Source organism: Rhizobium aureum (genome assembly GCF_030182495.1).
Classification (GTDB): domain Bacteria; phylum Pseudomonadota; class Alphaproteobacteria; order Rhizobiales; family Rhizobiaceae; genus Rhizobium; species Rhizobium tropici_C.
The window spans coordinates 330288-355063 of record NZ_JAQJCI010000003.1 but is presented as its reverse complement, the minus strand read 5'-3'; the positions used below and the strand labels follow the sequence as shown (position 1 = coordinate 355063).

21 protein-coding genes are annotated in these 24776 nt (G+C 61.4%); 2 read left to right on the top strand and 19 right to left on the bottom strand.

Annotated elements, in window-relative coordinates; genetic code table 11:
* Window positions 1-4: 4 nt before the first annotated feature.
* Window positions 5-964 (bottom strand): GNAT family N-acetyltransferase, encoded by a 960-nt coding sequence (locus PH552_RS10485; protein ID WP_285165917.1) that lies wholly within the window; start codon window positions 962-964, stop codon window positions 5-7.
* 246 nt (window positions 965-1210) lie between these two features.
* Here PH552_RS10485 and PH552_RS10480 point away from each other — a divergent pair, with 246 nt between their 5' ends.
* Both PH552_RS10480 and PH552_RS10475 read left to right on the top strand, forming a co-directional pair.
* Window positions 1211-2146, top strand: a complete 936-nt coding sequence (locus PH552_RS10480) for a tyrosine recombinase XerC (RefSeq protein WP_145645014.1) — start codon at window positions 1211-1213, stop codon at window positions 2144-2146.
* A 148-nt stretch (window positions 2147-2294) separates the two neighbouring features.
* Window positions 2295-3386 (top strand): TraB/GumN family protein, encoded by a 1092-nt coding sequence (locus PH552_RS10475; protein WP_112341354.1) that lies wholly within the window; start codon window positions 2295-2297, stop codon window positions 3384-3386.
* Here PH552_RS10475 and PH552_RS10470 read toward each other — a convergent pair.
* The 18 genes from PH552_RS10470 to sdhD form a co-directional block, all read right to left on the bottom strand.
* Window positions 3364-3876: a DUF2867 domain-containing protein gene (locus PH552_RS10470; RefSeq protein WP_169645136.1), complete on the bottom strand. Its 513-nt coding sequence runs from the start codon at window positions 3874-3876 to the stop codon at window positions 3364-3366. The genes PH552_RS10475 and PH552_RS10470 overlap by 23 nt on opposite strands.
* Before the next feature lie 101 nt (window positions 3877-3977).
* Window positions 3978-6839, bottom strand: a complete 2862-nt coding sequence (locus PH552_RS10465) for a M16 family metallopeptidase (RefSeq protein WP_285165915.1) — start codon at window positions 6837-6839, stop codon at window positions 3978-3980.
* Window positions 6840-6952: 113 nt separating this feature from the next.
* On the bottom strand, window positions 6953-8359 hold the full coding sequence (lpdA, locus tag PH552_RS10460; protein ID WP_113249134.1) for a dihydrolipoyl dehydrogenase: 1407 nt from the start codon (window positions 8357-8359) through the stop codon (window positions 6953-6955).
* A gap of 141 nt (window positions 8360-8500) precedes the next feature.
* On the bottom strand, window positions 8501-9139 hold the full coding sequence (locus PH552_RS10455) for a LysE family translocator (protein WP_113249179.1): 639 nt from the start codon (window positions 9137-9139) through the stop codon (window positions 8501-8503).
* A gap of 18 nt (window positions 9140-9157) precedes the next feature.
* The gene (locus PH552_RS10450) at window positions 9158-9913 is read right to left on the bottom strand and encodes an SDR family oxidoreductase (protein WP_113249135.1); all 756 of its coding nucleotides are present in this window, start codon (window positions 9911-9913) and stop codon (window positions 9158-9160) included.
* Entirely contained in the window at window positions 9910-10431 is a 522-nt protein-coding gene (locus tag PH552_RS10445) for a hypothetical protein (RefSeq protein ID WP_483315488.1), read from the bottom strand. Before PH552_RS10445 ends, PH552_RS10450 begins: the two co-directional genes overlap by 4 nt.
* Window positions 10432-10433: 2 nt before the next feature.
* The gene (locus PH552_RS10440) at window positions 10434-11183 is read right to left on the bottom strand and encodes a DUF4241 domain-containing protein (RefSeq protein WP_113249136.1); all 750 of its coding nucleotides are present in this window, start codon (window positions 11181-11183) and stop codon (window positions 10434-10436) included.
* A gap of 15 nt (window positions 11184-11198) precedes the next feature.
* Entirely contained in the window at window positions 11199-12443 is a 1245-nt protein-coding gene (gene odhB / locus PH552_RS10435) for a 2-oxoglutarate dehydrogenase complex dihydrolipoyllysine-residue succinyltransferase (protein WP_113249137.1), read from the bottom strand.
* A gap of 245 nt (window positions 12444-12688) precedes the next feature.
* A complete protein-coding gene (locus PH552_RS10430) occupies window positions 12689-15673 on the bottom strand; it encodes a 2-oxoglutarate dehydrogenase E1 component (RefSeq protein WP_112341361.1) in 2985 nt (994 codons plus the stop codon).
* Between the two features lie 175 nt (window positions 15674-15848).
* Window positions 15849-16751, bottom strand: a complete 903-nt coding sequence (gene sucD / locus PH552_RS10425) for a succinate--CoA ligase subunit alpha (RefSeq protein WP_095432963.1) — start codon at window positions 16749-16751, stop codon at window positions 15849-15851.
* Window positions 16752-16763: 12 nt separating this feature from the next.
* Window positions 16764-17255 carry a DUF1579 family protein gene (locus tag PH552_RS10420; RefSeq protein ID WP_112341362.1) on the bottom strand — a complete coding sequence of 164 codons (492 nt, stop codon included), beginning with the start codon at window positions 17253-17255 and terminating at the stop codon, window positions 16764-16766.
* Between the two features lie 5 nt (window positions 17256-17260).
* A complete protein-coding gene (sucC, locus tag PH552_RS10415; RefSeq protein WP_285165914.1) occupies window positions 17261-18454 on the bottom strand; it encodes an ADP-forming succinate--CoA ligase subunit beta in 1194 nt (397 codons plus the stop codon).
* A 27-nt stretch (window positions 18455-18481) separates the two neighbouring features.
* Entirely contained in the window at window positions 18482-19444 is a 963-nt protein-coding gene (mdh, locus tag PH552_RS10410) for a malate dehydrogenase (protein ID WP_015341411.1), read from the bottom strand.
* A 180-nt stretch (window positions 19445-19624) separates the two neighbouring features.
* Window positions 19625-20788, bottom strand: coding sequence for a cell division protein ZapE (gene zapE / locus PH552_RS10405; RefSeq protein WP_113249139.1), 1164 nt, complete (start codon window positions 20786-20788; stop codon window positions 19625-19627).
* A gap of 61 nt (window positions 20789-20849) precedes the next feature.
* Window positions 20850-21377 carry a protease inhibitor Inh/omp19 family protein gene (locus tag PH552_RS10400; protein ID WP_112341365.1) on the bottom strand — a complete coding sequence of 176 codons (528 nt, stop codon included), beginning with the start codon at window positions 21375-21377 and terminating at the stop codon, window positions 20850-20852.
* Window positions 21378-21702: 325 nt separating this feature from the next.
* Window positions 21703-22482 (bottom strand): succinate dehydrogenase iron-sulfur subunit, encoded by a 780-nt coding sequence (locus tag PH552_RS10395; protein WP_075853671.1) that lies wholly within the window; start codon window positions 22480-22482, stop codon window positions 21703-21705.
* Window positions 22483-22499: 17 nt separating this feature from the next.
* Window positions 22500-24356, bottom strand: coding sequence for a succinate dehydrogenase flavoprotein subunit (gene sdhA / locus PH552_RS10390; RefSeq protein ID WP_112341366.1), 1857 nt, complete (start codon window positions 24354-24356; stop codon window positions 22500-22502).
* Between the two features lie 7 nt (window positions 24357-24363).
* Window positions 24364-24744 (bottom strand): succinate dehydrogenase, hydrophobic membrane anchor protein, encoded by a 381-nt coding sequence (gene sdhD / locus PH552_RS10385; protein WP_112341367.1) that lies wholly within the window; start codon window positions 24742-24744, stop codon window positions 24364-24366.
* Between the last annotated feature and the right edge of the window lie 32 nt (window positions 24745-24776).

Genomic DNA, 24776 nt, shown 5'->3' with positions numbered 1-24776 from the left:
CGGTTTAGCCGATTCCCCTGTCAAAGAGAATGCGAACCAGGGGTTCATCCTGCTTTGGGGGCACAAGCGGCGAGAAGGTTGCGTTTCCATCCGCTGCAAGATCGAAGACCGTATGCTTCTCCAGCGCCTTCGTCACCTCGTTGACGTCGCCGTCCAGATGCTCGACGGGGATGAGATTGCCGACAAGGAAATCGAACCGGTCGCCGCGCTTGTTGAGCAGCTCGTGGAAGACGGTCATGTCGCGCAGCTCTGTCGACCATTTGGCGAACCAGTAGAACAGGCCGGAATTGCGCGCCGTCAGATGCACGGGCAGGATCGGCAGATTGTATTTGCGCGCCAGACCCACGGCCGAGGTCTTCCACGGCCGCTCATTCAGCTTGCCGTTCGCCCAATAGGCGATACGGCCGGATGGGAAGAGCACGGTGACCTTGCCCTCCGCCACGGCACGGTTGGTCAGCTGCAGCGTCTCGCGCGTCTTTGGCTTGCTCTTATATTCCTCGCGCCACTCCACAGGGATGATCATCTCGGCAAAGCGCGGGTTGACGCGTACCGCATCGCGATTGGCAAAGATCATCATATCGGGCCGGCGCGATTTCAGAAGATCGAAGACAGCGACGCCATCGGCAATGCCTGTGGGGTGATTGCTGACGAGGATGAAACCGCCCGAAGCGGGAATGCGGTCGGCATGGGTCACGCCGATATCGAGCCGCAACAAGTCGCTCATATATTCGAAGCACTGGAAGCCCGAAAGCTTGGCGACATCATCGGCGAATTCGATCGCCTTGTTGTAGCGCAGCAGCGTGTAGAGAAACGGGCGCATGAACGGCCAAAGCGGATTGCGCACGATTTTTTGCCCGCGCTCTGCGATCAGAGTATCGACAATATGCCCGGGCTGACCCTGGGACACCAAAGCGATTGCTTCTGCAATCTGTCCCAGTGCAGTTATCGACCCGCGGCGTGCCATGAAGTGTCCTGAATGGTTGGGAAATATTCTATCGCAATCGAATATGATCGAAGCATGACAAGCGCCTCGCATATGGAAGGCGAACCATCCGAGATTCGGAATCGACCATATGCAGTTTCATTGAAGTCGAGCTGCATCCCCGTAGCACGAAGGAAAACGCGCCGGAAGCAGCGGGAAAGTTAGCGATTCCATAACCTTCCTTCCTTCAAAGTGGCAGAAGGAATCCGAATTTCAAGGGGTTTTCCACTGAACGAGTTGTTGATCATCGCCGACCCAGGGTTGATGGCGGAGCGCGGCCGCTGGCTCGACGCACTCGGCCGGGAACGACGGCTCGCGGCTCACACGTTGAATGCCTATGAGCGCGATACGCGGCAGTTTTTGACGTTTCTCACCGGCCATCTCGGCGGTCCGGCGACGATCGCCGATATTCGCGACCTGCGCCCCGCCGACTTCCGCGCCTTTCTTGCCGCGCGCCGCAAGGATGGAGCCGGCGCGCGCTCGCTCGGGCGCAATCTTGCCGGGCTTCGTTCGTTGTTGCGCTACCTCGAAAAGAAGGGTTTGGTCAACGCCGCCGGTGCCGCCGCCGTGCGTTCGCCGAAGCAGCCGAAATCGCTTCCCAAGCCGCTCTCCGACAAGCAGGCGATCACTGTCGTCAGCGATGAGGCGCAGCTGCACGAGGAACCATGGATCGCCGCGCGCGATGCGGCGGTGCTGACCCTGCTTTATGGCTGCGGCCTGCGCATTTCCGAAGCACTGGATCTGAAGCCGCAGGATTTTCCGCCGGGCGCAACCTCGCTGCGCATCACCGGCAAGGGCAACAAGACCCGGCTGGTGCCGTTGCTGCCGATCGTTGTCGAAGCGGTCGGCCACTACCGGGCGATTTGCCCGTATCATCTCGATGCGGACGGTCCGCTCTTTCGCGGTGCGCGCGGCGGCAAGCTGCAGCCGGGCATCATCCAGCACGGCATGCAGAAATTGCGCAGCGCCTTCGGCCTGCCGGATACGGCGACGCCGCATGCCCTGCGCCATTCCTTCGCCACCCATCTGCTCGCCGGCGGCGGCGACCTGCGCACGATCCAGGAACTGCTCGGCCATGCGAGCCTCTCGACGACGCAGGTCTATACAGGCGTCGATTCCTCACGCCTGCTCGAGGTCTACGACCGCGCTCATCCCCGCGCGTAAGGCCTGTTCGCACGTGTAAGAAAAGATTAACTCCTTGCGTTAAGGAAATCTCCGTCTCGTGCGCATAAAGCAGAACCATGTCTCGGCATGCCTCCCGAAAGCCGCTTTCGAGCGTTAGGGATCACGCCTCTGCGAACGGAAGATTTTGATGATTTCTGCCCTCGGATCCAGGACGATGCGGTCGACGAAACCGGCACTCGGCGATATCCTGCTTTGGCTTGCCACGGCTATTCCGTTGATGCTGGCGATCCTGCTGATCGCGACGATGCTGACGCTGCAGCAGGCGCATGCGGAAGGCGCAATCTCCGATAGCTGCGGCGGCAAGGATCTCATGGCCGAACTTCAAAAGACCGATCCAGCCAAATATGCCTCCATCATCGCCGCCGGCGACAAGGTGGAGAATGGCAAGGGCATCTTCTGGAAGATCGAAAAGCCCGGCCTGAAGCCGTCATGGCTGCTCGGCACCATGCATGTCTCGGATTCCCGCGTGCTCACCATGCCGAAAGGTGCAGCCGACGCTGCTGCGGGAGCCGATACGATCATCGTCGAATCCGACGAGATCCTGGATGACAAGAAGGCGGCCCTTGCGCTTTTTTCCAATCCTTCCCTGACGATGCTGACCGACGGATCGACGATCAGCGAGCATCTGTCGCCTGAAGACAATACCCGGCTCGAAGCCGGTCTGAAGGAGCGCGGCCTGACGCTCGCCGCCGTCTCGCGCATGCAGCCCTGGCTGATCTCGAGCTCCTTCGAAATGACCGGCTGCGAGGTCCGCCGCAAGGCAGCTGGTGCAAAGTTTCTCGACCAGAAGCTCGCCGGCGATGCCGCCGCCGAGGGTAAGAAGGTCGTGGGCCTCGAAACGCTGGCCGAGCAGGCCAAGGCCATGAGCGATCTGCCGATCGCGCTGCATCTGAAGTCGCTGATGCAGACGCTCGAAATGGGCAACAAGATCAACGACGTCAACGAAACCATGACCGGCCTTTATCTCGCCGGCAATATCGGCGCGATGATCCCGATGCTGAAGGTGATCGAACCGGACCAGAAGATCACGGACGACGATACCGCCGCCTTCGAGCAGCGCATCATCCTCGATCGCAACAAGGTGATGGCCGAACGCGCCGCGCCGGTTCTCGACAAGGGTAATGCCTTCATGGCCGTCGGCGCACTGCACCTCGTCGGCGACCAAGGGCTCGTTGCGCTGCTGCGCAAGCAGGGCTTTACAGTGACGGCTGCGAACTGACCGCTTGCATCCGCTTACCCAAATTGGCAAGCGTCGTCGCGACGATCAGCCGGTGGAATGGCGTGATGATGGCGAGATAGATCCGGCCAAGCAATATGTTCCGCCGGACGAGCGTCGTGGCATCGATCAGCCGGCATCCCTGATCGTCATCACGCACGTCGATGACGACGCGAAAATCGAGATGCCGATCGTCGAACCCGAGCACGACCTGATTGTCTGATTTGCTGACGACGGGAAAGAAGCCGATCTTTTCCAACTCCTCTGCTCGAAGATCGCTGGTGGATCTCAAGCCGAACAACCCCGTTACCACATCGCGCACTCGTATCAGCAACCGCACCCAATATGGAAAGCGGCTGAGCATCGTTCGGGCGGCAGCAATGGCCGTCAGGTCCGAGTTCGGGATCTTCAGTTCGTAGCAGTCAGCCCAATCGGCATCCGGCAATGCGGGATGCGGCATAAGGGGCTTCACCATCAGAGGCCTTGCGGACATGGTTTCATCCGTCTTTATTCGACGTCTGAAGGCTACCACACATTGCGATGCGACCCGATCGGCAAATGCCGACTGCGGCAATTTGGCCGGCAGATAATGGACTAACGCACCGCCGATCCACCGGCCGGCAATATCTTCATCCGCCAGGAGGTTGCCGGCTTCAGATAGGTGGTCGCGATGGCGCGAACGTCCTGTGCTGTTACAGCCTGGTAACCGCCGATGCCGCTGCGAATCCGTTCGAGGCGACGCGGATCCGTCTGGGCGTTCTGCAGGCTTTGAAGCCAGTAGCTGTTGGTCTGTTGCGACCGTTTGACCTCCTCGATGATCGGAGCCTTCGCGCGCGTCAGCTCATCCGGCGAGACATCTCCGCTGCGCAGATCGCCGGCGATCTTGTCCACTAGATCGAAGAAGTGATCCAGCTTGGCCGGCGTCGTCTCGACATAGGCGTAGGCGAAGCCATAGCCCGGAATCGACCTCGACAGATCGACCTCGCTTTGCGGACTATAGGTTGCTCCCTCGGCGAGGCGGAACTGGTCGATCAGGCGATTCTGCAGGATCGCCCCGGTCACATTGGCGGCCGCGGCTCTCGGCAGATCCGAGAGAAAATCGCCGATCGGCATGGCGACGGCTGCGCCGGCATTGTCGCTTCGACCGTCGTGAAGCCGGATGACCGGCTCCCTGGTCGGTGCGGGAAAATGCACATCGGCGCCATCCACCTGGCCTTGTGCGTCGCTGCGCGGCGGCAGCGCGCCGAAGGTCTCGGCCGTCATGCGAATGGCATCGTCGACCTCGACGTCGCCGGCGATGATGACCTCGATCGGTCCCTTGGAAAGGAGCGGCTGCAGAAGCGTCTCGAAATCTTCCGGCTTGGCATCGAGCAGTTGCGACCGGTTCGGGAATACCCAGCGCGGATCGCCGGAATGCAGGAGACCGGGCAATTCGCGGCCGACCACGCTGCCCGGCGTCGCCTGAAGCTGATCAAGACTGTTCAGATAGGCCTGCTGCACCCGCTTGAAGACGTCCGGACGATAGGCCGGATCCGAAGCATAGGCCGTCAGAAGCTGCAATTGCGCCGCCAGATCGCGCGGCCGCGTGGCACCCTCGAATTTGAAGGTGGCATCCTGGATAGCAAAGTCATTGCCGACGACCTTTTCGGCAAAAGCCTTCTGCATATCGTCATAGCTGATGGCCTTCAGGCCGGACAGCGGCAGCGCCGGCGCCGCCCAGATCGGCAACGGACGGTCCCGCGGCAGATCCAGCCGGCCGTGGCCGATATTGGCCCGCACCAGAACTTCGTCGAGACGGTACTTGGTCGGCTTTACGGTCAGGCGGACGCCATTGGCAAAGCGAACCATGATAATGCCGAGATCGTCGACCGACCGCCGTTCGACGACGGTCCCAGGCTGCCCGAAATTAGTATAGGGCCATGCGACCGCGGCCGCCTGTTCCGGCGCGGTGACCGCAACGGCGCGCGACTCGGCATAGGCCTTCTCGACGGCGGTATTGCCACCCTCGGGCATTTGCGGGATTTGCAGCACGAGCTGCGGACCGTTGCCGGAGAAAACGCGCTGAAGAGTTTGATTGACTTCGCTGGCGCTCAGCCCCTTCATCGCGGCATCGAACAGCGTGAGATCGTCGGCAGGTGAGGTGAAAACCAGGTTCTCGCCGACGCTCCAGGCAAGCGATCCGGCGATATCCGGGCTGGTGCGCGTCGCAGCTCCGCTCGCTGCAGCCTGCAGCGTGGAGCGATATTCGGCAATTTCCCGATCGATCTCGCTTTGGTCGGCACCGAACTGCGCAAGACGGCGCTGCTCCTGATCGATAGCTGCCAGGGCAAGCTGCCACTTGGTGGGATCGCTATCGGCGGCAATCATCGCGACATGGGCCGATTTGAAGAAGTCCTGCGCACCGGCCTGCGCGCTAACGAAGGGCGGATTGGGCTGCTGCGCCAGAAGGGATAGACGCTGGTTGAGAACGGCAAGGCCGATATCCTCCACCAGCTGCGCGCGGCGCTTGACGACCATATCCGGCGAGGCATCATAGGGCCGCGTCCAGGCAAGTTGCACGCGGGTCGCACCGCCAGGCACGACGACTGTGCCGACCCGCTTTCCATAGCTTTGGAGAGTACCGAGGTCAGGGTCGGCGGGCGCCGCGCTGGCGGCGGCCCAATTGCCGAACCGGTTGCGGATATCAGCTTCGATGGCGGCGGAATCGATATCGCCGACGACGATCAGCGTGGCGCGATCCGGGCGATAATAGCTGCGGTAAAAGTCTCGGACGAGATCGACCGGAGCATTGCGGATGATATCGGTCTTGCCGATGGGCGGGCGCTGCGGCACACGCTGCCCTGGCAGCAGCTGAGCAAGCAAACCGGTGCCGCCACGATATTGCGGCGTGTCGCGCAGTTTCTCTTCCGAGAGAATCACTCCCCGCTCGCGGTCGAAGGCGCCGGCATCGAGCGTCAACTTGCTGGCCGTCTCCCGCATCAGCATCAATCCGGTCGAGACCGTCTCCGGATTGGCTTCGGGAAGATCCAGCGCATAAACGGTTTCGCCGTAGCTTGTGGAAGCGTTCGTATCCGCGCCGAAAGCCAAACCCAGGCGCTGGAGGGTGCGCACCATCTCGCCTTCAGGAACATGGGTCGAGCCCTTGAAGGCCATATGCTCGAGGAAATGCGCCAGACCCTGCTGATCGTCGCGCTCCTGCAGCGAACCGGCGCCGATACGGAAGCGGATCGCCACCTGGCCGGCCGGTGTCGCATTGTGCATGACGGCAAAGCGCATGCCGTTCGGCAAAGTCCCGAAGCGGATTCCTTGCTCCACCGGCAGATCGCTGACCGCCTGAGGCCAGCCCGCGGCCAGCGATTCGGCATGCACAGGTGCCGCAACGACAACGAGGAATGCAAGCGCCGTCGCAACGAAAAGTTTCAGGGATGGGTAAGCGGCTGGGTTTTGACGTGACATGCTTGCTTTGTCGGTGAGAACGATTGGATGATGCGATGCACGGGAGCTCTGTACATCGCATCATCAGGCAAGCATTGCAATCCCGGCGCTTGTCGCGCCGGGATCGTCCGATCTTACATATGGATCGGTTTGAAGAAGGTCGCGAGCGCGGCTTCCTTGACGGCTTCCGACATGGTGGGATGCGCGTGGCAGGTGCGCCCGAGGTCCTCCGACGAACCGCCGAATTCCATCAGCACGGCGATCTCGTGGATCATTTCACCGGCGCCGAAGCCGACGATATGGCCGCCGAGAACGCGATCCGTTTCCTTGTCGGCGAGGATCTTGACGAAACCGTCCGTCGCCAGCATGGCGCGGGCGCGACCGTTTGCCGAGAACGGGAACTTGCCGACCTTGTAGGCGATGCCCGCAGCCTTCAGCTCTTCCTCGGTCTTACCGACGGAGGCGACTTCCGGCTGCGTGTAGACGACGCTCGGAATGACATCGTAGTTCACATGGCCGGCCTGGCCGGCGAGGATCTCGGCAAGCGCAACGCCCTCGTCTTCCGCCTTATGTGCCAGCATCGGCCCCTTCACGACGTCGCCGATGGCATAGATGCCGGCGAGGTTGGTCTTGAAGTGGCCATCGATCTCGACGCGGCCGCGATTGTCGAGCGCCACACCGGCTTCCTCGAGGCCGAGGCCTGCCGTGTACGGCTTGCGGCCGGTGGCGACGAGAACGACATCGGCATCGAGCACGACCTTGTCGCCGCCCTTGACCGGTTCAAAGGTGACCTTCGCGCCGTTGCCGGTTTTTTCGACTCCGACGACCTTGGCGCCGAGATGGAATTCGATACCCTGCTTGGCGAGCATGCGCTGGAACTGCTTGGAGACTTCGCCGTCCATGCCGCCGAGGATGGTGTCGAGATATTCGACGACGGTGACCTTGGCGCCGAGACGGGACCAGACCGAACCGAGCTCAAGGCCGATGACGCCGCCGCCGACCACGATCATCTTGCCCGGAACCTTGTCGAGCGCGATGCCGCCGGTCGACGAGATGATGACCTTCTCGTCGATCTCGAGCGGCACGCCCGGGATGCCGGCGACGTCGGAGCCGGTGGCGATGACGATATTCTTGCCTTCGATCTCGGTGACCTTGCCGTCGTCAGCCGTGACGGAAACCTTGCCGGCCGAAACGATCTTGCCGGTGCCCTGGAAGGCATCGATCTTGTTCTTCTTGAACAGGAAGGCGACGCCGTCGACGTTCGACTTCACGGTCGCATCCTTGTGCGCCAGCATCTTTTCAAGATTGAGCTTCGGTGCGTCGACTTCGACGCCGAGGGCATCCATGCCATGGCCGGCATGATGGAACACTTCGGAAGCGTGCAGCAGCGCCTTGGACGGAATGCAACCGACATTGAGGCAGGTGCCGCCATAGGTCGCGCGCTTTTCGACGACCGCGACCTTCAGGCCGAGCTGCGCTGCCTTGACTGCGCAGACATAGCCGCCGGGGCCGGTTCCGATAATGATCACATCGTAGGACATTTTTTAATTTCCTTGTTTTGTATCCGTTTTAGAGCATGATGCCGAAAAGTGTGAGCGGTTTTCGGACGACATCATGCTCTACTTCTTTGATTCTAGAGCGGATTCAGATTTTAGGTCGATTCGACCTAAAATCATCCGGCTCTAATCGGTCGCCCGTGCCAAGGCGAGGCGGATGCCGAAGCCGACGAGCGCCGCTCCGGTGATGCGGTTGAACCATTTGCCCGATGCGATGAAGCGATCGCGGACCGGCTTGACGGTGAAGAAGGTGGAAACGCCGGCAAACCAGGCGACAAGCGCCGTTGCCATGCCGATGCCGTAGCTGAACTGGATGAGCGCCGGCGTATCGTGATGGACGAGCGTCGAAAACAGCGACAGGAAGAACAGCACCGGCTTCGGGTTCAGCGCATTGGTGATGAAGCCCGTCGCCAGGCAGCGCCAGACGGAAACCGGCTTGCGATCTTCCTCGGTGATCTCGACATCCTTCACCTGAAAGCCGGATTGGCGGAAGGATTTGAAGCCGAGATAGACGAGATAGAGAACGCCAGCCCATTTGATCAGGCTGAACAGGACAAGCGACTGCGACACGATCAAGCCAAGGCCGAGAATGGTGTAGCTGATGTGGAAGAGCAGGGAGAAGCCCATGCCGAGCCCCGTCATCATGGCGGCGCGGCGGCCATGCAAGATGCTCTGCCGCAGGATCACGGCGAAATCGGCGCCCGGAACGACGATGAAGATCGAGAACACCGCCATCAGGCCGAGAAATTCGAGAATATACTGCATGTCATCCATCCGTTCTGATCAGCGGCCACCGCTCACATCGAGCACGGCACCCGTTATATAGGATGCGTGCGGGCTCAAGAGATAGAGGATGGCGTCGGCAACCTCATCGGCCGTTCCCGCCCGTTTCATCGGCAGTTGCGGTGCGATATCGCGCGCCCGATCCGGCAGGCCGGCAGCTGCATGGATATCGGTATCGATGATGCCCGGCCGCACCGCATTGACGCGGATGCCTTCCGCCGCCGCCTCGCGCGCGAGCCCCACAGTGAACGTATCGATTGCGCCCTTGGAGGCGGCATAGTCGACATATTGCCCGCCGCCGCCAAGCGTTGCCGCCATGGAGGAGAGATTGACGATCACTCCGCCCTTGCCGCCATGCCGGGTCGACATGCGGCGCACGGCTTCGGCGGCCGCCAGCATCGAGCCAGTGATGTTGATGCGGAACATGCGGTCGAGCCGCTCCGGCGTCATCTCGTCCAGGCGCTGGATGGTATCGACGATGCCGGCATTGTTGACGAGTCCGTCGATGCGGCCGAAATGCGTGTCGACTTTGGCAAACATGGCTTTGATATCCTCGGGCTTGCCGACATCGGCGGCGATTGCAATCGCCTCACCGCCGGCCTCGCGGATCGTTGCCACCACAGCCTCGGCCGCATCCTTGTTGGACGCATAATTGACCGCCACGGCCCAGCCATGCTGAGCGGCAGCCAGACAAACCGCAGCGCCGATGCCGCGGCTGCCGCCGGTCACGAGAAGCACAGGTGTATCGTCGGTCATTGATTGCATCCTTTCAGACTAAGGACATCCCAGGGCGCGACAGTTGCCTTGCCCTTGCCCCAGAGGGACGACTTCTGGATCGAAGGACCAAGTGCCGGCAGGAACAGCCGGTCTGCAGCGCTCTCGCCTTCCGCCGGCAATGCCCGGATATGGCCCTTCAGATCGGAGGCGTAGACCATGCCCTGCCAGACGGTACAGGCCCGGAGATCCGCGCCGGTGACATCGCCCTCGGGGCATTCGAACATGATCCGGCCATCGGCGCGCAGCCGATCGTCACTGCGCATCACGATGCCTTCGGCCACGATGGTGGTATTGCGCACGGCGAGCTTGAACCTATTGCTGACCGATGATTCCGAGCCCATCGGCTCGAACCGCAACTCATAGGCATTGTCCATATCGACGTAGACGGCCTTTTCCTGCACGCATTCTTCCGCATGGACAGAGACGGGAGCGACCACACAGGCGAATGTTATCAAGAGCATCGAGGCCAGCCGTGCCATCATGTTCTGAGCCGGCATGGTCATTCCCCTTCCGGCTCATGCCGGCCATCGGCATTTTCAGTCACGCCGAAATCGGTAAACAGAACGAGCGGCCGGCCGCGGGCATCGAGCCCCCAGAAGACCGGATAGAAGCCGTCGCCCCAGCCGCTCCAGAAAATAGCGACGTTGCCGCGCTTGCCCGCTATCGGCCGATGCATGACATAGCTGTCGCTGTTGGCGCTCAGTTCGGACGCGAGAACATCATCATAGTAATTGATGTCGGACGACGCCTTCTCCAGCTGGACCTGCTTTTCGCGTTCCTGGATCAGCGCATAGGTGTCGGCATCCATGTAGCAGCCGAGACCGGCATCGACCGGATAGCCGAAGAATTCGTCATTCTTCAGCGAATTGATGTCCTGGCCGGGGATTACCGCCAGTTCCCAGCGCACCGACCTGCCCTCGGCAAAGCGCATGCTGGCTGCGGCGATGCGGCCGAAAGCCTGATAGAGAGTGACGGGATAATCACCGGGGGAAACGGTGCGAGTGAGCGCCGGGCGATCAGGCCCGACGAGCGGATCGCTGGCGACGATGCGCCCGGAAGTCAGCTCGACCTTGCCGATGCGCAGCACGCTGATCGAGCGGGCCGCAAGATCGGCGTCGCCAAGCGACGCCAGATCGAGATTGCTGCTGAACTTGGAAATGTCGATCTCGGCCGTCGCTGCGGACGATGGCACCCATGCGGCGACGGCGCACATCAATCCGCGCAGCATCCGCATGGGCCATGTCGACATGATCCAACGCTCCCATTAGAGATCGAGAACGAGACGTTCCGGATCTTCCAGGCTTTCCTTGACGCGCACGAGGAAGGTAACCGCTTCCTTGCCGTCCACCATACGATGGTCGTAGGAGAGCGCCAGGTACATCATCGGGCGGATGACGACCTGACCGCCGATGGCGACCGGGCGCTCCTGGATCTTGTGCATGCCGAGAATGCCCGACTGCGGCGCATTCAGGATCGGCGAGGACATCAGCGAACCGTAGACGCCACCATTGGTGATGGTGAAGGTGCCGCCCTGCATGTCGGCCATCGACAGCGAGCCGTCGCGGGCAGCCTTCGCCAGACGGCCAAGTTCCTTCTCGACTTCGGCGATCGACATCTGGTCGGCATCGCGGATAACAGGAACGACGAGGCCCTTGTCGGTACCGACAGCCATACCGATGTGGCAGTAGTTCTTGTAGATGATGTCGGTGCCGTCGATCTCGGCGTTGACAGCAGGCAATTCCTTCAGCGCGTGCGTAACGGCCTTGGTGAAGAAGCCCATGAAGCCGAGCTTCACGCCATGCTTCTTCTCGAAGACGTCCTTGTACTTGTTGCGCAGGTCCATGACAGCCTTCATGTCCACCTCATTATAGGTGGTGAGCATGGCGGCGGTGTTCTGTGCATCCTTGAGGCGGCGCGCAATCGTCTGGCGCAGGCGCGTCATCTTCACGCGCTCTTCGCGATTGACATCCTCGACGGCGGTCGGGGCACGGGCGGCAACGGGCGCGGCCGGTGCGGCGGCCGGCGCCGAAGCAGCCTTGGCGACGGCGGCGATGGCATCACCCTTCAGGACCTGGCCGCGCTTGCCGCTGCCTTCGACCTGATCGGCGGAGAGATTGTTTTCGGCGAGCAGCTTGGCTGCAGCCGGTGCCGGCGGCATGGAAGACGCCGGAGCGGAAACGGCAGGCGCTGCAACCGGTGCAGCCGCGGCCGGTGCCGGAGCAGCCGGAGCCGCGGGTGCGGCAGCCTGTGCCGGAGCGGCGGCAGCGCCGTTGCCGGCGGAGATCTGGCCGAGCAGCGCGCCGAGGCCTACGGTTTCGCCGGCCTGGGCAACGATTTCGGAAAGCGTACCGGCGGAAGGTGCCGGAACTTCGATCGTGACCTTGTCGGTTTCAAGTTCGAGAAGCGGCTCATCAGCCTTGATGGCATCGCCGACCTTCTTGAACCAGGTACCGACGGTCGCTTCGCTGACGGATTCGCCGAGGGTAGGAACGCGGATTTCAGTGGCCATTGTTCAAATCCTGATTTTCGTCATTTTGAGTTAGATGGAATTCCGGCGACAGAGGACCGGCGGACGGGTGACACACCGCGACGCTGGCGCCCGGACAACATCAGCGGCCGACCGGGCTTTTGCTTGATCGTGGCGATAGGCTGCATGTTGCTGCATGACGGCCATCTTCTCCCCCGTCGCATCAAGCGGAAGGCTGGAGCGCGACGACGCAATTTTCAAACGAAAACGCGTCATCGCGCAACCCCTCACCCGCCAAGCGCGTCCTCGAGGAACGCCGCAAGCTGCGACAGATGCTTGGACATCAGGCCCGTCGCCGGAGAGGCGGCGGCCGGACGGCCGGTGTAGCGAACGCGCTGGTACTTGGCATCGATATGGGCAAGCACCCATTCCAGATAGGGATCGATGAAGGACCATGCGCCCATGTTCTTCGGCTCTTCCTGGCACCAGACCATTTCCGCATTGCGGAAGCGGCTGAGCTCATTGATGAGCGCCTTGGCCGGGAACGGATAGAGCTGTTCGATGCGCAGCAGGTAGATATCGTCGATGCCGCGCTTCTCGCGCTCTTCCAGGAGATCATAGTAGACCTTGCCCGAGCAGATGACGACGCGACGGATCTTGTTGTCCTTCTGCAGCTTGATCGGGCCATCCTTGATCACTTCCGCATCGTCCCACAGCAGGCGATGGAAGGAGCTCTCGCCCGCCATCTCCGTAAGCGTCGACACGGCGCGCTTGTGGCGCAGCAGCGACTTCGGCGTCATCAGGATCAGCGGCTTGCGGAAGTCGCGCTTCAGCTGACGGCGCAGGATGTGGAAGTAGTTCGCCGGCGTCGTGACGTTGGCGACCTGCATGTTGTCTTCGGCACAGAGCTGCAGGTAGCGTTCCAGACGGGCCGAAGAATGTTCCGGACCCTGGCCTTCATAGCCATGCGGCAGCAGGCAGACGAGACCGGACATGCGCAGCCACTTGCGTTCGCCCGACGAGATGAACTGGTCGAAAACGACCTGTGCACCATTGGCGAAGTCGCCGAACTGGGCTTCCCAGAGGGTCAGCGCATTCGGACGGGCGAGCGAATAGCCGTATTCGAAGCCGAGAACCGCTTCTTCCGAGAGCATCGAGTTGATGACTTCGTAGCGGGCCTGGGTGGGCGAAAGATTGGCGAGCGGAATGTAGCGCTCTTCGGTCTCCTGATCGTAGAGAACCGAATGACGCTGCGAGAAGGTGCCGCGTTCGCAATCCTGACCGGACAGGCGGATCTTGTGGCCTTCGACCACGAGCGAACCGAATGCCAGGGCTTCCGCCATTGCCCAGTCGATGCCTTCGCCCGTCTGCACCATGTTGGCGCGGTTTTCCATGAAGCGCTGGATGGTGCGGTGGGCGTGGAAGCCGGCCGGGATTTCCGACAGCTTACGGCCGATTTCCTTCAGCGACTTCATCGGCACGGCGGTCTTGCCGCGGCGCTGCTCGTCGGCATTGTCGGCCGTATGCAGGCCGGACCACTCGCCGTCAAGCCAGTCGGCCTTGTTCGGCTTGTAGGACTGGCCGGCCTCGAACTCCTGCTCGAGGTGGGCGCGCCAATCGGCCTTCATCTTCTCGACTTCGCCTTCGGTCAGCACGCCTTCGCTGATCAGACGCTGCGAATAGATCTGCAGCACCGTCTTGTGGGCGCGGATGACCTTGTACATGTTCGGCTGCGTGAAGGACGGCTCATCGCCTTCATTATGGCCGTACCGGCGGTAGCAGAAGAGGTCCACCACAACGGGCTTGTGGAACTTCATGCGGAATTCGGTCGCGATCTTCGCGGCATAAACAACCGCTTCCGGATCGTCGCCGTTGACGTGGAAGATCGGCGCTTCGATCATCTTGGCGACGTCGGACGGATAGGGCGACGAGCGCGAGAAGGCCGGATTGGTGGTGAAACCGATCTGGTTGTTGATGATGACATGCATCGTGCCGGCAACGCGGTGACCGCGCAGGCCGGAGAGGCCGAGGATTTCGGCAACAACGCCCTGGCCGGCGAAAGCCGCGTCACCATGGATCAGCAGCGGCACGACCTTGGCGCGTTCGGAGAGCGGGATGATATCGCCGTCCCACTGGGTGGCGCCCATGTCCTGCTTGGCGCGGGCCTTGCCCATGACCACCGGATTGACGATTTCCAGATGCGACGGGTTTGCCGTCAACGAGACGTGCACCTTGGCGCCGTCGAAATCGCGGTCCGAGGAGGCGCCGAGATGGTACTTCACGTCGCCCGAACCTTCGACTTCGTCAGGCGCGTAGGAGCCGCCCTTGAACTCGTGGAAGATGGCGCGGTGCGGCTTGCCCATAACCTGGGACAGCACGTTCAGGCGGCCGCGATGGGCCATGCCGAACACGGCTTCCCTGAGACCGAGCTGGCTGCCGCTCTTCAGGATCTGTTCGAGCGCCGGGATCAGCGATTCGCCGCCGTCGAGGCCGAAGCGCTTGGTGCCCTTGAACTTGACGTCGAGGAACTGCTCGTAGCCTTCGGCTTCGATGATCTTCTGGAGGATGGCCTTCTTGCGCTCGGGATTGAAAGCGATGCCCTTGTCCGGCCCTTCGATGCGCTCCTGAATCCAGGCCTTTTCCTCCGGGTTGGAGATGTGCATGAATTCGACGCCGAGGGTGGAGCAATAGGTGCGCTCAAGGATCTCGATCATCTCGCGAAGGGTCGCGAATTCGAGGCCGAGCACGTTGTCGATGAAGATCTTTCGGTCGAGGTCGGCCTCGGTGAAGCCGTAGGCTTCCGGCGACAGCTCCTTGTAGTCTTCAACGGGAGCGGCGATGCCGAGCGGGTCGAGCTTGGCGTGCAGATGGCCGCGCATGCGATAAGCGCGGATCATCATGATGGCGCGCACGGAATCGCGCGTCGCCTGCAGGACATCGGTTGCGCTCGCCGGCGCGCTGGCGGTTTCGGCCTTCGCCTTCAGCTTGGTTTCGATAACCTTCTCGACAACGCCCCAATCGCCGTCGAGCGCGGAAACGAGATCGCCCTTTGCCGGGATCGGCCAGTTCTTACGCTGCCAGGAGGCGCCCTTGGCCGCCCTCTTCACGTCGTCGGGGCTATCCTCGAGCGCCTTGAAGAAAGACCGCCATTCGTCGGTCACCGACGAAGGATCGTCCTCGTAGCGCGCATAAAGCTGCTCGATATAGGCAGCGTTGGCGCCATCCAGGAACGAGGTGATCTGAAATTGCTCGTTGGCTTCTTGCCTTGCCATGGTGAATCTGCGGGCGCTCTCGCCCGTCTCCCAACTTGTTTGCATTGCCGGTTTTCGGGTTCCCGGCGACCGTATTTCATCTGAGGCCATCAAGGCCGTCGGTATGCACTTGCGAATGTCTAAACCGGACGGGACAAGGCGTCTGCCGCCCCGTCCGGCCTTGCTATAGGTAGGCTCAGCCCTTCAGGACTTCCACCAGCGTCTTGCCGAGACGCGCCGGCGACGGCGACACGCGGATGCCTGCCGATTCCATCGCCGCGATCTTGTCTTCCGCGCCGCCCTTGCCGCCGGAGATGACAGCGCCGGCATGGCCCATCGTGCGGCCGGGAGGTGCCGTGCGGCCGGCGATGAAGCCGACCATCGGCTTCTTGCGGCCCTTCTTGGCTTCGTCCTTGAGGAACTGTGCGGCGTCTTCTTCCGCCGAGCCGCCGATTTCGCCGATCATGATGATCGACTTGGTTTCGTCGTCGGCAAGGAACATTTCCAGGACGTCGATGAATTCGGTGCCCTTGACGGGGTCGCCGCCGATGCCGACAGCCGTTGTCTGGCCAAGGCCTTCATTGGTGGTCTGGAACACGGCTTCATAGGTCAGCGTGCCGGAACGCGAGAGAACGCCGACGGAGCCCTTCTTGAAGATGGAGCCCGGCATGATGCCGATCTTGCACTCGTTCGGGGTCAGGACGCCCGGGCAGTTCGGTCCGATCAGGCGCGACTTCGACTTGATCAGGCGATCCTTGACCTTGACCATGTCGGCGACCGGAATGCCTTCCGTGATGCAGACGATGAGCGGGATCTCGGCGTCGATCGCTTCGAGGATCGCAGCTGCGGCGCCCGCCGGCGGAACGTAGATGACCGAGGCGTTGGCGCCGGTAGCGTCCTTGCCTTCGGCGACGGACTTGAAGATCGGCAGCTTTTCGCCGTCCTTGCCGGTCCAGGTTTCACCGCCCTTGGAAGGATGGATACCGCCGACCATCTTCGTGCCGTGATAGGCAAGCGCCTGTTCGGTGTGGAAGGTACCGGTCTTGCCGGTCAGGCCCTGAACCAGAACCTTGGTGTCTTTGTTGATGAGAATAGACATGCGAGGCCTTTGTTACGAGAGGTTGGAAGACGCGGAGGCAACGCGACGGTACAAGCCGCTGACGACCTCCTGCCATGTATCGCTGCCGGCGGGCGAGAACGTGACGCCCATGCGGTAGCAGTCTTCATTTTCGAACTGAAAGAGAGTGCGTTGTTGACCGCGCGGCGAGACCTTGGTCAGCACAAGCTTGTCGTCGATCCATTCGCCGGAAGCCGGCGCGGCAGGCGTAAAGCCCACCGTATCGAACTGATAGAGCTTGTAGGCCTGATCCGCAGCGTCGAAGCCGAGAATGTTCCGGGCTTCGAACGATGTGGCGCCGTCCCGCTTCTGGACATAGCGCTGTTCGACGAAAAATCCGCCGAACAGACACTCGGCCGTGAGCTGCGCGGTTGCCGTGCCTTCCTTCGTCCAGGCCGAAGCCGCGACACGCTCCTCCCCTTCCCAGGTGCCGGCAAAGGCACCGAGGCGAAGATGAGCAGCCGTTGGAGCGAAGGAAGCAGCCATCCCGATCAGCCCTTGACTGCCTTCACGATCTTCTGGGCGGCATCGTCCAGGTCATCTGCGGAGATGACGTTGAGACCGGATTCGTTGATGATCTTCTTGCCGAGCTCGACATTGGTGCCCTCGAGGCGCACGACGAGCGGAACCTTCAGACCGACTTCCTTGACGGCTGCGAGCACGCCTTCGGCAATGACGTCGCACTTCATGATGCCGCCGAAGATGTTGACCAGAATGCCCTGGACAGCCGGATCGGCGGTGATGATCTTGAAGGCGGCCGTGACCTTTTCCTTGGTAGCGCCGCCGCCGACATCGAGGAAGTTCGCCGGCTCAGCGCCGTAGAGCTTGATGATGTCCATGGTTGCCATGGCGAGACCGGCGCCATTGACCATGCAGCCGATGTTGCCGTCGAGGGCGACATAGGCGAGATCATATTCGTGGGCCTGGATTTCCTTCTCGTCTTCTTCCGTCGTGTCGCGCAGCGCGCGGATATCTTCATGGCGGAAGAGCGCATTGCCGTCGAAGGAAACCTTGGCGTCGAGAACGCGAAGGTGGCCATTGGTCATCACGATCAGCGGGTTGACCTCGAGGAGCGCCATGTCCTTTTCGACGAAGGCCTTGTAGAGGATCGGAAAGAGCTTGGCGGCATCTTCGCGGGCAGCACCCTCGAGCTTCAGCGCGTCGGAAAGGGCAGCCGTGTTGGCAGCCGTCACACCCGTCGACGGTTCGATGGCCACGGTGATGATCTTTTCCGGCGTGTCGTGCGCGACGGTCTCGATGTCCATGCCGCCTTCGGTCGAAACGACGAAAGCAACCTGACCGACGGAGCGGTCGACGAGGATCGAGAGGTAGAGTTCGCGATCAATGTCGGCGCCGTCTTCGATATAGAGGCGGTTGACCTGCTTGCCGGCCGGCCCGGTCTGCTTGGTCACCAGCGTGTGGCCGAGCATTTCCTTGGCGTTGGCGACAACATCGTCAACGGACTTGGCGAGGCGAACGCCGCCCTTGGCGTCCGGGCCGAGTTCCTTGAACTTGCCCTTGCCACGGCCACCAGCGTGAATCTGGCTCTTGACGACGTAGAGCGGGCCGGGGAGCTGCTTGGCAGCGGCGGCGGCTTCATCGGCGGAGAAGATGGCAACGCCGTCCGCGACGGGGGCGCCATAGCTCTTCAACAGCGCCTTGGCCTGGTATTCATGAATGTTCATGGGTCTATCCCTGTTGGAAGGCGGAAATTACTTCAGCGACGGCGCGATCGTGGCGCAAGCTTCGCAAAGACCCGCAACGGCTGCGACCGACTTGTCGAAGGCTTCCTTTTCGGCCTTGTTCAGGTCGATCTCGATAACGCGCTCGATGCCGCCGGCACCGATGACGGTGGGAACGCCGACATACATGTCCTTGACGCCATACTGGCCATCGAGGTGCGCGGCGCAAGGCAGGACGCGCTTCTTGTCCTTGAGGTAGGATTCAGCCATGGCGATGGCGGAAGCGGCCGGAGCGTAATAGGCAGAACCGGTCTTGAGCAGGCCGACGATTTCGGCGCCGCCGTCACGGGTGCGCTGGATGATTTCTTCGAGGCGCTCGGCGGTCAGCCAGCCCATGGTGACGAGGTCGGTCAGCGGAATGCCGGCAACGGTGGAGTAGCGGGCGAGCGGAACCATCGAGTCGCCGTGGCCGCCGAGAACGAAGGCCGTGACGTCTTCGACCGATACGTTGAATTCTTTGGCGAGGAAGAGGCGGAAGCGCGACGAGTCGAGCACGCCGGCCATGCCGACGACCTTGTTGGTCGGCAGGCCCGAGAACTTCTGCAGCGCCCAGACCATGGCGTCGAGCGGATTGGTGATGCAGATCACGAAAGCGTTCGGAGCATACTTCTTGATGCCGGCGCCGACCTGCTCCATGACCTTGAGGTTGATGCCGAGAAGATCGTCGCGGCTCATGCCCGGCTTGCGGGGAACGCCGGCGGTGACGATGCAGACGTCAGCGCCTTCGATCGCGGAATAGTCGCTGGCGCCGGTGAGGTTGGCGTCGAAGCCTTCGACCGGGGAGGACTGGGCGATGTCGAGGCCCTTGCCCTGAGGAATGCCGTCCGCGATGTCGAACAGGACGATGTCGCCCAGTTCCTTCAGGCCGGCGAGATGCGCCAGCGTGCCACCAATCATGCCAGAACCAATAAGTGCGATCTTGTTGCGCGCCATTTCGGTGTATCCTTTGCGATCAAAATCCGTGGCGGGATACCGTGAAAGGCATCCACAATAGCCGCCAATCGCATAGACCCAAAGGGCGAAATTGGCAATTGATTATTTTGAGATCAGGAATTTCAATCGGTTAGATCGAAAATGTCTTACGTAAACGTAAGACATTTCGTCACCGAATTGTTACTCGGCGGCACGTCTGGCCGGAGTCTGAGCCAGATATTCGGCGCTGCGCATCTCGAAAAGCCTCGACGCTGTGCGGTCGAATTCGAAGCCTTCCGTCCCCCGCCGCTCCTCAAGCAAATCTTCCGGCATGGCAGCCGCGGAGACGTAAAGGCGGATATTATGATCGTAGAGCGTATCGATCAAAATGATAAAACGCTTCGTTTGGTTCCGCTTATCCGGACCGAGCTTCGGCACGTGATCGAGGAAGATCGTGTCGAAACGCTCGGCGATGGTGAGGAAATCGGCAGGCCCGAGTGGCGCATCGCAGAGATCGGCGAAGGAGAAGCGCGCCATGCGATCGACGGAAAGCGGCACATGGATGGAGCGCCCCTTCATGGGGATTTCCATCGGCTGCGCCTTGCGCCCGTGCAATGCCTGCATCCAGGAGGCGTCCATCGCCATGTCGGCGCGTTGGTCGAGCGGAGTGAGATAGACAGGCTGGCTGTTCAGCTTCTCCATGCGGTAATCGGTCGGCGAATCCAGCGTCACCACATCGACATGCTTCTTGAGCAGATCGATGAAGGGCAGGAAGAGGCCACGATTGAGCCCGTCGCGATAGAGATTGTCCGGCTCGACATTCGACGTCGCGATCAGCACGCAGCCGAGCGAGAACAGCTCGGAAAACAGCCGTGAGAGGATCATCGCATCGGCAATGTCGGTGACGGTGAATTCATCGAAGCACAGCAGTTCGGCTTCGGCGTAGAGATCGGCTGCAACAGGCGGTATGGGATCGGACTGCTTGGTCTCGCCATTCTTGAATTTCAGCCGCTGCGCCGCAATGCGATTGTGCACATCGGCCATGAACTCGAAGAAATGCGCCCGACGCTTCTTCTGGCAGGGCGCCATCGAGAAGAACATGTCCATCAACATGGTCTTGCCGCGTCCGACGCTGCCGTGAATATAAAGGCCTTTGATCGTCTCGGCGGACTTCTTGCGCGCGGCAAACATCCAGCCGAGCGCGCTGGATTTGGCAGCCGGCCGCTTCCGCTTGAGATCGGCAAGCACTCGGTCCAACATTTTCGCCACATCCATCTGCGCCGAATCCACCTGAAGGGATCCGGACGCCGTCAGCGCCTTTAGCTGTTCGCAGACGCTGAGCGCGTAATCTGGCATGGGCTGCATGGGGAAATATCCGCCTGTGCAAATGGGGCGCATCCAAGGGATGCCGCCCCTTCAAATAAGCTTATCGGCTGAGGCTGAGCGGCTGGCCGGAGGCGGTCGAGCCGTCAAAGCGGGAATCTGCTGTCTTGTAGACCGTGCCGATCGTCGAGCCGTCACGATTTTTCAGGAGAACCTGCTTGCCGGAAACTTCCCACGAACCCATCGAGGTCAGTTCGCCGGCGCAACCGCGCGTACCGCCGCGCGAGCCGCCGCCGAGGTTCGTCAGCGTCAGGAACATGTCGCAGCTCGATCCGCCATTGCTGACCTTCCAGCTGCCGACCATCGATTCCTTCGTAACATCCATGGCGGAAGCCGCCATCGCCTGCTGCTGCGCGGGATTGGCCCCATTCGGCGCGCTCGCCGGAGCAGCCGGGAATTGCGAACCGTTACCGGCGCCTGGGGGCGGAAGCTGGCTGGACTGGACGGAAGGAACAGGCTGAGCCTGCAGTGGTGCCGGAGACGAATAACTGTCGTTATTGTATGCCGTGCGCTGGCAACCGGCAAGCGACAGGCCAATCGCCGCAGCCGTCACTGCATATCTAAACTGCATCATCACACTCCTAGTTGATTGTCCACCGCTGACATCTGCGAAGTCATGTTTAATGATGTCCGAATTATCGTATTTCACTTTGGTTAATCAAGTCGATACCGCTACAAATTGCCGTAGGCGATAGCTGGACAAGAATCGGGTGGTTTCAAGGCTAATCTCTGCCAGCCTCGCCCAAAATGGATGCAGGTGGCAAATTTCGCCGTCCTGACCGATCTCATCCGAGACGGATGATATCTCATCTAGTCTGGCGACCACTCGGGCGCTTCGGCAAATCTGCCGAAGCATTATCTCCTTGTTCGCGGTCAAATGGCCGGAAACGGCGGGCTTAAACCCGCCGCTCGACCATCATCTTCTTGATTTCGGCGATCGCCTTGGCCGGGTTCAGACCCTTCGGGCAGGTCTGGGCGCAGTTCATGATCGTGTGGCAGCGATAGAGGCGGAAGGGATCCTCGAGGTTGTCGAGGCGTTCGCCCTTGGCTTCGTCTCTGGAATCGATCAGCCAGCGATAGGCCTGCAGCAGGACGGCCGGGCCGAGATAGCGGTCGCCGTTCCACCAGTAGCTCGGACAGGAGGTCGAGCAGCAGGCGCAGAGAATGCATTCGTAAAGACCGTCGAGCTTCAGGCGGTCTTCATGGCTTTGCTTCCATTCCTTGGCCGGCGGCGGCGAGACCGTCTTCAGCCAGGGTTCGATCGAGCGGTGCTGCGCGTAGAAGTTCGTCAGATCGGGGACGAGATCCTTGACGACGGGCATATGCGGCAGCGGATAGATCTTCACGGTGCCCTTAATCTCGTCCAGACCCTTTGTGCAGGCGAGCGTGTTGGTACCGTCGATGTTCATCGCGCAGGAGCCGCAAATGCCTTCGCGACAGGAGCGGCGCAGCGTCAGCGTCGGGTCGATCTTGTTCTTGATGTAGAGCAGACCGTCGAGCACCATCGGACCGCAGTCGTCGACATCGATATAATAAGTATCGATGCTCGGGTTCTGGCCATCATCCGGGCTCCAGCGATAGACGCGGAATTCGCGCGTATTCTTGGCGCCGACCGGCTTCGGCCAGACCTTGCCTTCGCGCATCTGAGAGTTCTTGGGGAGAGCGAGTTCAACCATGGTCAGTTCCTCTCAGATCAGTACACGCGTGCCTTCGGCTCGATCTTGTGCGGATCGATGCCTTCGGCGATCAGGTCGGTGTGAACCGGACGATAGTCGAGCTTCACGTCGCCTGCCTCATTGACCCAGGCAAGCGTATGCTTGCGCCAGTTTTCGTCGTCGCGGCCGGCGAACTTGCCCTCCGTATAGTCCTCGCGGGCATGCGAGCCGCGGCTTTCCTTGCGGGCCTCGGCGCCGTAGATCGTCGTGATGGCATTGGCCATCAGATTGTGCAGCTCCAGGGTCTCGACAAGGTCGGAATTCCAGATCAGCGAGCGGTCGGTGACCTTGATGTCAGGCAGCTCCTTCCAGATCTCCGACAGGCGGCGGCAGCCGGATTCCAGCGATTCCTGCGTACGGAACACGGCGGCGTCTTCCTGCATGGCGCGCTGCATCTTCTCGCGCAGTGCTGCCGTCGGCGTCGAGCCGCTGGCATGGCGCAGGCGATCGAAGCGCTCCATGATCTTGTCGCAGGCGGCAACGTTGACCGGCGGAACCGGGCTGTTGCGGTCGATGACCTGACCGGCGCGGATGGCGGCGGCACGGCCGAAGACCACGAGGTCGATCAGCGAGTTGGAGCCGAGGCGGTTGGCGCCGTGCACCGATGCGCAGCCGGCTTCGCCGACGGCCATCAGGCCCGGCAGCACGCGCTCGGGATTGCTGCTGTCGGCATTCAGCACTTCGCCCCAATAGTTCGTGGGAATACCGCCCATATTGTAGTGAACGGTCGGCAGGACAGGAATCGGATCGCGGGTCACGTCGACGCCGGCGAAGATACGCGCGCTCTCGGAAATGCCGGGCAGGCGCTCGTGCAGCACGGCCGGATCGAGATGGTCGAGATGCAGGAAGATATGGTCCTTGTTCTTGCCGACGCCGCGTCCTTCGCGAATTTCCAGCGTCATGCAGCGCGAAACGACGTCGCGCGAGGCAAGGTCCTTCGCCGAGGGAGCATAGCGCTCCATGAAACGCTCGCCCTCGGAATTGACGAGATAACCGCCTTCGCCGCGCGCGCCTTCGGTGATCAGGCAGCCCGACCCGTAGATGCCGGTCGGGTGGAACTGCACGAACTCCATGTCCTGCAACGGCAGGCCGGCGCGAGCCACCATGCCGCCGCCGTCGCCGGTGCAGGTATGGGCAGACGTCGCCGAGAAATAGGCGCGGCCGTAGCCGCCGGTCGCCAGCACCACCATCTTGGCGGCGAAGCGATGGATCGTGCCGTCATCGAGGCACCATGCAACGACGCCGGTGCAGCGGCTGCCATCGTCGGACATGATGAGGTCGAGCGCGAAATACTCAATGAAGAATTCCGCATTGTTGCGCAGCGACTGGCCGTAGAGCGTGTGCAGGATGGCGTGGCCGGTACGGTCGGCGGCAGCACAGGTGCGCTGTACCGGCGGTCCCTCGCCGAAGTTCTGCATGTGGCCGCCGAACGGGCGTTGATAGATCTTGCCTTCTTCGTTACGCGAGAAGGGCACGCCGTAGTGCTCGAGCTCGTAGACGGCCTTCGGCGCTTCCATGACCATGTACTGCATGGCGTCGACATCGCCCAGCCAGTCGGAGCCCTTGACGGTGTCGTAGAGGTGCCACTGCCAGCTGTCCGGCGTCATGTTCTGCAGCGAGGCGGCAATGCCGCCCTGGGCTGCGACGGTGTGCGAACGGGTGGGGAAGACCTTGGTGATGCAGGCGGTGCGGAAGCCCTGTTCGGCCATGCCGAGCGTGGCGCGCAGACCCGCGCCGCCGGCGCCGACGACGATCACGTCATAGGAGTGGTCGATATACTTGTAGGCTTTCCCGTTCTGAGCGGGCCCATTCTGAGCAGAAGAGTTCGGTGCCATGATGCAATTATCCTACGAACGCGATCTTCAGAATGGCGAAAAGACAGAGCCCCGCCACGACGACCGCGAAGAACGTGTTGAGCATGAGAAGGACGATCTTGCCGAATTCGCCGTGGACATAGTCCTCGATGATAACCTGCATGCCGATCTTCATATGAATGATGGCGGAGATCACCATCAGGCCGAAGATGACGGCGACGATCGGGTTCGAGATCGCATGCACGACTTCAGCGTAGGGCGCGCCGGCATAGATTAGCAGGAAGATGACGAAGAAGAGAAAGAGCGGAACGTTGGCAACGGCGGTCAGGCGCTGGCGCCAGAAATGATCGGTACCTTCCTTGGCGGAACCGAGACCGCGGACTTTGCCCAGGGGAGTGCGCATATCCATGAGAAATATCCTTTAAAGCATGATCCCGAAAG